The organism is Streptomyces racemochromogenes (assembly GCF_044129415.1).
GTDB classification, from domain to species: domain Bacteria; phylum Actinomycetota; class Actinomycetes; order Streptomycetales; family Streptomycetaceae; genus Streptomyces; species Streptomyces racemochromogenes_A.
This window is the reverse complement of sequence record NZ_JBBDHD010000085.1, coordinates 19,374-30,523: the sequence shown is the minus strand read 5'-3', so window position 1 is coordinate 30,523 and position 11,150 is coordinate 19,374. Positions and strand designations below refer to the sequence as shown.

General features: G+C 72.7%; 9 protein-coding genes and 1 pseudogene. 6 read left to right on the top strand and 4 right to left on the bottom strand.

What is annotated here, in order from left to right; translation table 11 throughout:
• On the top strand, nucleotides 1–1,547 hold a 1,547-nt coding region (gene ptsP / locus WDV06_RS26125; RefSeq protein WP_395512224.1), incomplete at its 5' end, for a phosphoenolpyruvate--protein phosphotransferase.
• 176 nt (nucleotides 1,548–1,723) lie between these two features.
• Here the strand turns inward: ptsP and WDV06_RS26120 are convergent.
• A complete protein-coding gene (locus WDV06_RS26120; RefSeq protein WP_395512223.1) occupies nucleotides 1,724–2,842 on the bottom strand; it encodes a fatty acid desaturase family protein in 1,119 nt (372 codons plus the stop codon).
• A gap of 7 nt (nucleotides 2,843–2,849) precedes the next feature.
• Complete coding sequence (locus WDV06_RS26115; RefSeq protein WP_395512222.1) at nucleotides 2,850–3,905, bottom strand: ferredoxin reductase; 1,056 nt, start codon at nucleotides 3,903–3,905, stop codon at nucleotides 2,850–2,852.
• Between the two features lie 86 nt (nucleotides 3,906–3,991).
• On the opposite strand from WDV06_RS26115, the gene WDV06_RS26110 reads away from it, so the two are divergent.
• Nucleotides 3,992–5,131: a helix-turn-helix domain-containing protein gene (locus WDV06_RS26110; protein ID WP_395512221.1), complete on the top strand. Its 1,140-nt coding sequence runs from the start codon at nucleotides 3,992–3,994 to the stop codon at nucleotides 5,129–5,131.
• 73 nt (nucleotides 5,132–5,204) lie between these two features.
• Here WDV06_RS26110 and WDV06_RS26105 read toward each other — a convergent pair whose 3' ends face one another.
• Nucleotides 5,205–5,840, bottom strand: coding sequence for a TetR/AcrR family transcriptional regulator (locus WDV06_RS26105; RefSeq protein WP_395512220.1), 636 nt, complete (start codon nucleotides 5,838–5,840; stop codon nucleotides 5,205–5,207).
• A gap of 134 nt (nucleotides 5,841–5,974) precedes the next feature.
• Between WDV06_RS26105 and WDV06_RS26100 the strand changes: the two genes are divergently transcribed.
• The 3 genes from WDV06_RS26100 to mhpA are packed head-to-tail and all read left to right on the top strand — an operon-like array spanning nucleotide 5,975 to nucleotide 9,719.
• Nucleotides 5,975–7,129: a VOC family protein gene (locus WDV06_RS26100; RefSeq protein WP_395512219.1), complete on the top strand. Its 1,155-nt coding sequence runs from the start codon at nucleotides 5,975–5,977 to the stop codon at nucleotides 7,127–7,129.
• Nucleotides 7,130–7,158: 29 nt separating this feature from the next.
• Nucleotides 7,159–8,148, top strand: coding sequence for a fumarylacetoacetate hydrolase family protein (locus WDV06_RS26095; RefSeq protein WP_395512218.1), 990 nt, complete (start codon nucleotides 7,159–7,161; stop codon nucleotides 8,146–8,148).
• A complete protein-coding gene (gene mhpA, locus WDV06_RS26090; RefSeq protein ID WP_395512217.1) occupies nucleotides 8,145–9,719 on the top strand; it encodes a bifunctional 3-(3-hydroxy-phenyl)propionate/3-hydroxycinnamic acid hydroxylase MhpA in 1,575 nt (524 codons plus the stop codon). The genes WDV06_RS26095 and mhpA overlap by 4 nt, the downstream gene beginning before the upstream one ends.
• 91 nt (nucleotides 9,720–9,810) lie before the next feature.
• Here the strand turns inward: mhpA and WDV06_RS26085 are convergent.
• Nucleotides 9,811–10,245: pseudogene (locus tag WDV06_RS26085) on the bottom strand (arylsulfatase); the annotation flags it as partial.
• A 77-nt stretch (nucleotides 10,246–10,322) separates the two neighbouring features.
• On the opposite strand from WDV06_RS26085, the gene WDV06_RS26080 reads away from it, so the two are divergent.
• Complete coding sequence (locus WDV06_RS26080; protein ID WP_395512216.1) at nucleotides 10,323–10,502, top strand: hypothetical protein; 180 nt, start codon at nucleotides 10,323–10,325, stop codon at nucleotides 10,500–10,502.
• Nucleotides 10,503–11,150: the final 648 nt, after the last annotated feature.

Sequence of the window (11,150 nt, the reverse complement as noted above, 5' to 3'; positions counted from 1 at the left end):
CCGCCGAGGCGGCGGCGGTCCGCGCCGCCCTCGGCGCGGTCGTCCGCGATCTGGAGGAGCGAGCCGCCCGCGTGGGCGGCCCCGCGGCCGACGTGCTCGCCGCGCAGGCCATGATGGCCGCCGATCCGGTCCTCGCCGACGCGGCGGCCGCCCTGGCCGAACAGGGCACCGACGGCGCCCACGCCCTCGCCACCGCCTTCGACCGATTCCGCACCGCGCTGGCCGCCGGCGGTCATTTCGCGGAACGCGTCGCCGACCTGGACGACCTGCGCGACCGGGCGGTGGCGCACCTGCTGGGCCTGCCCGTGCCCGGTCTGCCCGACCCGGGACACCCGTACGTCCTGGTCGCCGAGGACCTGGCGCCCGCCGACACGGCGCTGCTCGACCCCGCCCGGGTGCTGGCCCTGGTCACCGTCCGCGGCGGGCCGACCAGTCACACGGCCATCCTCGCCAAGGCACTCGGCGTCCCCGCCGTGGTCGGCTGCGCCGGCGCCGTGGAGCTCCGGGACGGCCGGCAGGTCCTGGTGCACGGCGCGGACGGCGTGGTCGAGCCCGACCCGAGCCCGGAGTCGCTCGGGCGGGCCGCCGAACGGGAGCGCCGCCGCCGCGAGCTGACGGCCCGGGTCCAGGGTCCGGGCCGGACGGCGGACGGCCATCCGGTCGCACTCCTCGTCAACCTCGGAGCGCCGCACGAGCTGCCCGGCGCGGCCGCGGCCGACGCCGAGGGCGTGGGCCTGTTCCGCACCGAGTTCCTCTTCCTGGACCGCGCCGAGGCACCGGGACTCGCCGAACAGGCCGCCGCCTACCGGCGGGTCTTCGAGGCCTTCGCCGGCCGCCGGGTCGTCGTCCGCACGCTCGACGCGGGGGCGGACAAGCCGCTGCTCTTCGCCACGGCCGCCGATGAGGAGAACCCGGCCCTCGGCGTCAGGGGCCTGCGGACGGCCGTCCGCGACCCCCAGCTGTTGGAGACCCAGCTCGCGGCGATCGCCGAGGCCGCCGAGGACGGCGTCGCGCAGGTCTGGGTGATGGCCCCGATGGTGTCGGTCCCGTCCGAGGCCGCCGGGTTCGCCGCCCGGGTCCGTGCGCACGGCCTGCCGCTGGCCGGCGCCATGATCGAGGTCCCGGCGGCCGCCCTGCGGACCGACCGGCTGGCGGAGGTCTGCGACTTCTTCAGCGTCGGTACCAACGACCTGGCCCAGTACGCCTTCGCCGCCGACCGCACGCTCGGCTCCCTCGCCGAGCTCCTCGACCCCTGGCAGCCGGCCCTGCTCACGCTGGTCGCCTCCGCCGCCCGGTCCGCAGCCGAGCACGGCCGTCCGATCGGCGTGTGCGGTGAGGCGGCCGCCGACCCGATGCTCGCCCTGGTGCTGGTCGGCCTCGGCATCACCAGCCTGTCGGCCGCGCCCGCCTCGCTCCCGGAGGTACGGGCGGCACTGGCCGCCCACACCCTCGCGGAGTGCCGCGAACTCGCCGAGCTGGCCCTGCTCGCCGACGACGCCGCCGACGCCCGCGCAACGGTCCGGTCGAGGGCCGCGGGAGGCTGTTGAGAAGAGGCGCGACCGACGCGGCGGGCCCCCACGGCGGCCCCGACGGCGGACCGCGGGCCCCGTCCGGGGGACCGGCAGGACCGGCCCGCGCCGGTCCCCCTTCGGCCGGACCGGTGTGCGGGGCGGGCTCGCGGGACTCGGAGCCGGCTCGGGCGGATCCGGACCGCGCCCCGGAATCAGGCCGCGACGAGCTCCCGCTCGTGGTCCGGCGTCTTCACCGTGGGCTTCCTGTTCGGCAGCGAGAGCCGGAAGACCTTGCGCCACGCGGAGAACACCTGCTTGGGCAGCGGCCCGGTGACGTACTCCAGCTCGTACTTCTCGAACAGCGCGCGCACCTTGACCGCGACCTCGGCGTACCGGTTGCTCGGCAGGTCCGGGAACAGGTGGTGCTCGATCTGGTGCGACAGGTTGCCGGTCATGAAGTGCATGGCCCTGCTGCCGCTGATGTTCGCCGAGCCCATCATCTGGCGCAGGTACCACTGGCCGCGCGTCTCGCCCTTGATCGAGCGGCGCTCGAAGACCTGCACGCCCTCGGGGAAGTGCCCGCACATGATCACCGAGTGGGACCAGATGTTGCGGACCAGGTTCGCGGTGAACGTGGCGGCGAGCGTGGGGAGGAAGGAGGGGCCCGAGAGCAGCGGGTGGATCACGTAGTCCTTGAGCACCTGCTTGCGGATCTTGCGCCCCACGGCCCTGGCCCGCGCGCGGAACTCCGGGTCCTTGCGGCGGCGCCCCCGCAGGTTCTTGCCGAGCTCCAGGTCGTACGCCGCGATGCCGTACTCGAAGAAGCAGGCGTTGACGAAGTTCCACAGCGGCTGGCCGAGGTGGAACGGATGCCACCTCTGGTCCTCGTCGACGCGCATGATGCCGTAGCCGAGGTCGTTGTCCTTGCCGATCACGTTGGTGTACGTGTGGTGCAGCTCGTTGTGCGAGTGCTTCCACTGGTCGGACGGCGAGACGTGATCCCACTCCCAGGTGGTGGAGTGGATCTTCGGGTCCCGCATCCAGTCCCACTGGCCGTGCAGGACGTTGTGGCCGATCTCCATGTTGTCCATGATCTTCGCCACGGACAGCCCGGCGGTGCCGATCACCCACGCCGGCGGGAAGAACGAGAACAGCAGCACGCCCCTGCTGACCAGTTCGAGCGTGCGCTGTGCCGAGATGACTCTGCGGATGTAGGCGGCGTCCTTCTCGCCGCGGCAGGCGATCACCTCATCGCGGATCGCGTCCAGCTCGCGGCCGAGCTCCTCGATCTGCTCCGCGGTCAGGTGGGCGGTGGGGTCGATGGCGGTCAAGGTGCTCCTACTGTTCGATGGCGCAGGGGCCCGCCGCGGCGGACACGCAGGTCTGGATGAGTACGCCCGGCTCGGCCTCGGTGATCTCGCCGGTGCGCAGGTCGCGGACGGCGCCCGCCCTGAGCGGCGTGACGCAGCCGAAGCAGATGCCCATGCGGCACCCGGAGGGCATGAGCACGCCGGCTTCCTCGCCGACGTCCAGCAGCGGCGTGGCGCCGTCCGCGTCGACGGTCTTGCCGGTGGTGCTGAACGTGACCTGGCCGCCGTCACCGGCGACGACGGTGCCGGGGCGGAAGCGTTCGGTGTGCAGGCGCTGCGGGACGCCGTGTTCGCTCCAGTGCTCCTCGGCGGCGTCGAGCAGGCCCGTGGGCCCGCAGGCCCAGGTCTCGCGCTCGGCCCAGTCGGGCACGAGTTCGTCGAGACGGGCGACGTCGAGCCTGCCGTCCGTGCCGGTGTGCACCTCGGTGAGCCGCAGCTTCTTGGCCGCGACCAGGGCGTGCAGTTCGTCGCGGAAGATCACGTCCTGCGGCTGTGGCGCGCAGTGGACCATGACGACGTCGTCGAACCGGGTGCCACGCAGCATGCCCATCACGGGCGTGATGCCGCTGCCGGCCGTCAGGTAGAGCACCTTGGCGGGCCTGGCCTCCGGCAGCACGAAGTCACCGGCCGCCTGGTCGAGCTGGACCAGCGTGCCCGGCTTCGCCCTGCGGACCAGGTGGTTGCTGACCTTGCCGCCCGGGACGGTCTTCACGGTGATCGTGACCCGGCCGTCCCCGCGGTCGGGCGGCGAGGTGAGGGAGTAGGCACGCCACAGGCGCCTCCCGTCGACGTCGATCCCGATCCGCACGTACTGCCCGGGCGTGTGACCGCGCCAGCCCCGTCCCGGCCTGATCACGATGGTCGCGGCGTCACCCGTCTCGGGGTGCACGGCCTCGATGCGCCCCCGCAGGTCAGCGCCCGCACGCAGGGGGCTGACCAGGTCGAGGTAGTCCGACGGCAGCAGCGGCGTCGTGACCATCTCCAGCAGTTTCCACGCCCTACTGCGGAGGGCTGCACTCGTCATGACCCCAGCTTGATGCGCCGCGAGGCGTAAAGTCCTGACCGTAGGACGTAAATCTGGCCGGATGAATTGTTCGCAGGGAATAAAACATGAGCCACCCCATCCGGAGAGTCACGGAACCGGCCCTGGATGAGACGACGGTCACCGCGCTTCGGGCGGCGCTGACGGCCACCGCCGACGAGGTCGTCCAGGCGATCATCGACGAGGTCCCTCCCTATGCCAACGCCCTTTCGGGCCGCATGGGCGTCACCATCCGCCGAGCCGTCCGTACCGCCCTGGGGCACTACCTGGACCTCGCGAGCGGGAACGCCACGGGCGGCGACGCCGGTGACGCGGCCTACGAGCTGGGCCGCGGCGAGGTGCGCGACGGCCGTTCGATGGACGCCCTGCTCAGCGCCTACCGCGTCGGCGCCCGGGTGGCCTGGCGATGCCTGGCAGCGGGTGCCGTACCCGCAGGTCTGCCCGCCGCCGAGGTCGCCAAGTTCGCCGAGCTGACCTTCGCCTACATCGACGAGCTCTCCGCCGCGAGCGCCGCGGGCCACGCCGACGAACTGGCCGCCCGGGGCCGGGAGCACGAGCGCCACCTGGAACACCTGGCCCGTGACCTCCTCGCCGGCGCGAGCCCGGACGTGCTGCTGGCCTCGGCCCAACGGGCCGGGTGGCAGCCTCCTGTGTCGCTGACCGCGGTCCTGCTGCCCGCCGCCCAGGCCCGGCCCGCCTACCGCACGCTCGAACCGGGCACCCTCGTCCTCGACGATCTGCCGGACGCCACCGGTGTGCTGCTCGTCCCCGATGCCGACCGGCCGCATCTCCTGCGGCAGCTGACCGGGCGCACCGCCGTGGTCGGCCCGCCCCGGCCGTGGACCCGTGCGTCCGCCTCGTACGCACGAGCCGCACGCGCGCGCTCCCTCTCCTCCGCCATCCGCGACACCGAGGACCACCTGCCCGAGCTCGTGCTGAGTGCCGACGCGGACGCGTTCGCAGACCTGCGTGCCCGAGCCCTCGCACCCTTGAGGACCCTGCCCGTCGCGACCGCACGGCGGCTGGAGGAGACGTTGCGGGCGTGGCTGCTGCACCAGGGCAGACGGGACGAGGTGGCGGCGGCGCTGTTCGTCCATCCCCAGACGGTCCGGTACCGGATGTCGCAGCTGCGGGCGCTGTTTCCGGATCTCGCGTCTCCCGACCGGGTCCTTGAGCTGACGCTGGCCGTCGGTCTCCGGGTCGGCTGACGCGACCTTCGACCGTCCACGGCCGGGTTCGCGCCGTGCCGGGCGACGCTCGAACAGCGGCGTCGGTGGCCGGTCAGGCGAGGTCGGGGAGGGGGCGGCGAGCGACCTCGTGGGCGTCGTCCGGCGGAACGCCCAGCATGCGCAGGACCATCTCGGCGAGGTCCACCGCGGCGGCGTCGCCGTCCACATCGGGGCGGGCGAACCTCAGCTCCACCAGGGCCAGCAGGGTTCCGCCCAGCGCGGACAGGGCCACGGTCGGGTCGACGGCGGTGAAGCGGCCGGAGGCCATGCCCACCTCGACGTCCCGGCGGGCCCGCCGGGACAGGCCGTTGTCCGCGTGGATGTGGCCCAGGCCCCGGCGGCGCAGCACCTGCATCAGCTCCGGGTGCGACTCGGCCATGCGGGCGCTGAGCCGGAAGCCCGTCGCGACGAGCTCCGCCGGGTCGTCGATGCCGGCCAGGCGCTCGTCGAAGGTCTGGCCGAACTCCTCCAGCGCGTCCTGCACCGCGGCCTCGAACAGCTCCGTCTTCGAAGCGAAGTGGTTGTAGAACGAGCCGAAGCCGACGTCGGCGCGCTCGGCGATCACCTGGATGCTGACGCTGGTGTCCCCGGTCTCGGCGAGTATCCGGCGGGCGGCGCGGACGAGTGCTCCGCGGGTCTCGGCGCGACGCCGCTCGAATCGGTTGCTGGGCGGGGCTGACGTAGGCATGTCCGGATTCTAACCGCCGAGGCGATGACCATCGCAGTCCTGATGAATTCATCATTTCCTGCCGCGAACACCTTGACGACAGAACCGTCACACTTGATGATTTCCTCAAATAGCAATGTGGCTTGGAGGGCACCATGTCCGAAACCCGCGTCAACGCAGTCGGCGTCCCGGACGTCAGGACGGCTCATCAGGACCTCCACAGCGGGCAGGGCGCGCTGCGCGGCGAACATCCCGGGCGGTCCCGCAACCCCGTGATCAAGGTGGCCGACCTGGCCTGGCTGGAGTTCGAGAAGCCCGACCTGGACCGGGCCGAGGTCTTCGCCCGGGACTTCGGCTTCGGTATCGCCGCCCGGAGCGAGACCGAGCTGTGGCTGCGCGGCACCTTCGCCGGCTCGCCGTGCATGGTGATCCGGCGCGGCCGGACCTCCCGTTTCATCGGCCCGGCGTTCCGCGCCGCCGAGCGGGCCGACCTGGACCGGCTGGCCCGCGTCACGGGCACGTCCGTACGGGACGCGGACGTGCCCGGCGGCGGCAAGGCGGTCGACCTGCTCGACCCCTCCGGCTTCCCGGTCCGGGTCGTGCACTGCGCGGCGGAACTGCCGGCGCTGCCGGAGCAGCAGCCGCTCCTGCTCAACTTCGGCACCGGTCACCGTCGCACGAACGTCACCCAGCGCCCGCCGCGTGAACCCTCCCGCATCCAGCGCCTGGGGCACGTGGTTCTGGAGACGCGGGTGTTCGGGCGCGCCCTGGACTGGTACCTGGACACCCTCGGGATGATCGTGTCCGACTTCCTGTTCCTGGACGGCCGGCGCGGCCGTGGCCCGACGATGGCGTTCATCCGCTGTGACCAGGGCAGCCGGGCCGTCGACCACCACACGCTGGCCATGCACCTGGGCCCGGGCAACGGCTACGTCCACTCCGCCTACCAGGTGACCGACCTCGACTCGATCGCCGCAGGCGGCGAGTACCTGGCCGAGCGCGGCTACCGGCGCAGCTGGGGCATCGGCCGGCACATCCAGGGCAGCCAGCTCTTCGACTACTGGCGCGACCCCGACCGCCTCATGCTGGAGCACTTCGCCGACGGCGACCTGTTCTCCTGCGACCTGGAGCCCGGCTGGGCGCCCATGTCGACCTGCGGCCTCGCCCAGTGGGGACCTCCTGCCACCCGTGACTTCCTCGGCACGAGCCCCTCCCCGCAGCGGGTCCGTGACGTCATCGAAGCCCTGCGAGGCGACAACGAGATGGACCCGGCACGCCTGCTGGGCCTGCTCAAAGCCGCCACGTCCTGAACCCCCGACCCCTCCACGAAGGTACTGATATGAGCACCAACGTCCTGCGGACCGCCGACGGATGGTGGGTCCTCCGCGGCGACCGCGCCGTCCCCGTCGGCACCGGGGCCGCCACCACCGCCGAGCTGATCGCCGACCGGGCGGCCGTGCGCGAGGCCGCCCTCTCCGGGGAGGCGGGCACGCCCGTCGCCGACCTGGTCGCCCTCTCGCCGGTCACCACCCCCTGCCGGGTGGTCGCCCAGATGGTCAACTACCGCAGCCACGCCCGTGACTCGGGCTTCACCGGCGACATCCCGCCCGCCTTCTTCCGCAAGGCGTCCGGGTCGGTGAGCGGCCCGGGCGAGGCGATCGTCCGGCCGCCGCACGTGAGGTTCCTCGACTACGAGATCGAACTCGGGCTCGTCATGGGCGCACCCCTGCCCGTCGGCACCGTGGTCGAGGAGCGCGACCTGCCGTCGTACGTCGCCGGGCTGGTGATCACGAACGACGTCAGCGCCCGTGAGGTGCAGCTGACCAAGACGCAGTTCTACGAGAGCAAGTCGTACCCGACCTTCACGCCGACCGGCCCCCGCCTGGCGCTGCTGGAGCCCGAGGACTTCGCCCGCCTCCTCGATCTGCGGCTGCGGCTGTCGGTCAACGGCGAGCTGCGCCAGGACCGCACCCTCGCCGACATGATCGTCCGCCCGGCACGGGCGCTGACCCTCCTGGCCCGCTTCCAGGCCCTCGACCCCGGCGACCTGCTGCTGACCGGGACCCCCGGCGGCACGGCCCTCAAGGCCCCGCCCAAGGCCGTCGAGAAGATCGGCGCGCTGCTGCCGCCCGCCGTGAAGTGGAAGGCGTTCTTCAAGAGCCAGGCCCGTAACCCGCACTACCTGCACACGGGTGACGTGATCACGGCGACGATCTCGACCGCGGACGGGCGGATCGACCTCGGCGAGCAGCGCACGCCCGTCACGGACGCCGGGGGTACCCCGTGTTCGAAGAGCCCGGGGGAAGGACCCGAGGTGAGCCGCGCATGACCGCCGACCAGGCCGGACCCCGGGACACCGCACCCGGGCCCGTACCCACCGCCCCCGCCCCCGTCGTGATCATCGGCGCCGGGCCGGTGGGCGTGACCGCCGCCCTCCTCCTCGCCCGGCGCGGTATCCGCACCGTCGTCCTGGAACGCCACCAGGACGTCTACCCGCTCCCGCGTGCCGTCGCCACCGACGACGAGGTGCGCCGCATCCTCCAGGCCGCGGGCGTGGGCGAGGAGTTCGCCGCGATCGCCCGCCCCGCGAACGGACTTCGGCTGCTGGACGCCCGGCACCGGGTCATGGCCGAGTTCCGGCGCTCCGAACACGGCCACCACGGCTACCCGCAGACCAGCATGTTCGACCAGCCCGAGCTGGAGCGACTGCTGCGCGACGCCCTCGCCGGGCGCCCGGAGTGCGAACTGCGGGGCGGCGTCGAGGTCACCGGCGTCGTCCCGGACCCGGCCGGCCCCGTGCGCGTGACCTACCGCGACGACGACGGTGACCACCACCTGTGGGCCGAGGCGGTCCTCGGCTGCGACGGCGCGGGCAGCCTCACCCGTGCCGCCATCGGCGCCGCATGGGAGGACCTGCGGTTCGAGGAACGCTGGACCGTCATCGACGTCCGCACGAAGGCCGACGTCCGCTGCTGGGAAGGCGTCGACCAGGTCTGCGACCCGCGCCGGCCGGCGACGTTCATGCGCGTCGGTGAGGACCGCTACCGCTGGGAGTTCCGGCTGCACGACGGACGGCAACCGGTCCGCGAACTGATCGCCCCGTGGCTGTCGCCCTCGTACGACGGGGACTTCGACGTCGTACGGGAGACGCAGTACACCTTCCGGGCGCGCGTGGCCGACCGGTGGCGCAGCGGACGGGTCTTCCTCCTCGGCGACGCCGCCCACCTCACCCCGCCGTTCATCGGGCAGGGGCTGTGCTCGGGCCTGCGTGACGCCCACAACCTCACCTGGAAACTGGCCCGCGTCCTGGGCCAGGGCGGCGACGAACGGCTGCTGGACACGTACGAGAGCGAACGCAAGCCGCACGCACGGCACGCGATCCGGCTCGCGGTTGCCATGGGCTGGGCCATGACCGGCGGCCAGGACGGCGCCGCCGCGCTGCGCCGCCGGCTCCTGGCCGCGGCCTGCCGCATACCCGGCCTCACCGCGGCGGCGGGCCGCGACCTCAGCCCACCCCTGACCGCCGGGCCCCTCGTCCGGCGCCGTACGCGCAGGAGCCTCGTGGGCACCCACTGCCCCCAACCGCGGGTGCCGGGACCCGACGGCGGGCGCTCCCGCCTCGACGACCGGCTCGGCGACGGCTTCACCGTGCTGACCGCCGCCGAACCCTGGCCCTCGCTGCGCGCCCTCGCCCACGGGCTCGGCGCCCCGGCGATCCCCGTGAGCGGCCTCCGGGACGACGGCACCCTCAGCGCCTGGCTGCGCGCCGGGCGGGCGGACGCCGTCCTGCTGCGCCCCGACCGCGTCGTCATGGACCTCGTCCCGGCCGGGAGGCACGACTTCACGGACACCGCCGCGTGGGCACCCCTCCTGCACACCCCGCGCAGAACAGCCCGCTGAGGACCGCCACCCGACGACCGGCCCGAACCGTACCGGGCGCGACGGGGGAGTCCCGCAGGCGGCGGAGCGCCGGCCCCGTGCGCGTTCCCCGTCATTCGAAGGCGGCGGCCGCCTCCTTCAGCGCGCGGGCCACGACCGCCGGGTCGTAGGGTGCCTGCGGGCCGGGGTGGTAGGTCACCGAGCGCAGGCGGCCGGTGTAGCGGAAGCTGCGGTGGCGTTCGTAGACCGGCCAGGAGACCGGGGACTTGCGGTCCACGCCCACGCCGATGCCTTGCAGCGGCGCCATGCCGATGAGCTGGTGGACGCTGTCCGACCGGCCGGTCTCCACACCGTCGATCAGGATGCGGAACTCCCAGCGCAGACCCTCCACCGCGGTGGCCGCGAGCGTGACCCTGCGCCGGCCCGCCGGCAGCGGGCCGCCGTCGGTCTCGTGCAGGTCGCCGTACTCGTTGTAGGCGAACCGCAGCCGCCCGTCTTCCACGTACAGGCTGTAGCCGCCGCCCTGGTCGCCGTGCGAGACCAGCAAAGGCGACACCGCCGGTCGGTGGCACCGAGCCGGTCACACCGACCGGTGCCCAGTTGGTCAAGGCTCCCACTCTGCCGGTGAGCATCGGCAAGGCCTCTCCGACTCCGGAGAACCCGACTCCACCGACGCCCTCCGGCACCTGGTCTGTGTCGGTCGAGACGCGCGCCAAGACAGAGGCGGCCAACATCGACGGCGCTCTCATCAAGGTGACACCGCCCGCCGAGGGCTCCACTCCAGTCGACGTGCAGCTGGACTAATGCTTCCCGAGCACCCCGGACCTCCCCGAGTGCACCGTCGCCAAGGACGTCCCCAGCAACAACGACCCCGCCACGGGAACGGTCCGCGCCACCATCGATCCTGGCACAGCGCCCGGCCAAGGGATGCGCACCATGGCTGGTGGCGGCGGTGGCCCCAACGTTCTAGCCGCTTCCGACTCGGCTTCAGGAGCGGGCGGGACCTACACGGCCAGCATCCTGTCGCCGAGCGGGGCCTGGAGCGCGGGAGGTAGCGGCGGCGGCTTCTCCTGGTCCTACCCCGTCACAGTGCCCCCCTCGCCGGCCGGACCCAGTCCGCAGATCAGCTTCTCCTACTCATCGCAGGCCGTCGACGGGCGAACATCTGTAGCCAATGGCCAGGCTTCCTGGCTGGAGCGCCGCTACCGGTCCTGCTCCGCCGACCTGAAGGCCGTTCCAGAGCAGCCGAACAACGACAACGCCACAGACAACTTTGAAGGTAGCGGGCGTTGCCTGAAGGACGCAACGCCCTTTCCCTGCAAGAATGCTTCCTTCTTCTAGAAGAACCCCAGCTTCTTCGGCGAGTAGCTACAAAGAATATTCTTCGTCTGCTGGCGGTACAGCAAATGCACCCATGCTGACCAGCGAGAAGGCTGGTTTACGGTGCTCCCT

Excerpts from the sequence above, each read along its gene's own strand:
- WDV06_RS26105 (WP_395512220.1), bottom strand. The coding sequence starts at position 5,840 with ATGCCTACGTCAGCCCCGCCCAGCAACCGATTCGAGCGGCGTCGCGCC.
- WDV06_RS26100 (WP_395512219.1), top strand. The coding sequence starts at position 5,975 with ATGTCCGAAACCCGCGTCAACGCAGTCGGCGTCCCGGACGTCAGGACG.
- WDV06_RS26110 (WP_395512221.1), top strand. The coding sequence starts at position 3,992 with ATGAGCCACCCCATCCGGAGAGTCACGGAACCGGCCCTGGATGAGACG.
- WDV06_RS26095 (WP_395512218.1), top strand. The coding sequence starts at position 7,159 with ATGAGCACCAACGTCCTGCGGACCGCCGACGGATGGTGGGTCCTCCGC.
- mhpA (WP_395512217.1), top strand. The coding sequence starts at position 8,145 with ATGACCGCCGACCAGGCCGGACCCCGGGACACCGCACCCGGGCCCGTA.
- WDV06_RS26115 (WP_395512222.1), bottom strand. The coding sequence starts at position 3,905 with ATGACGAGTGCAGCCCTCCGCAGTAGGGCGTGGAAACTGCTGGAGATG.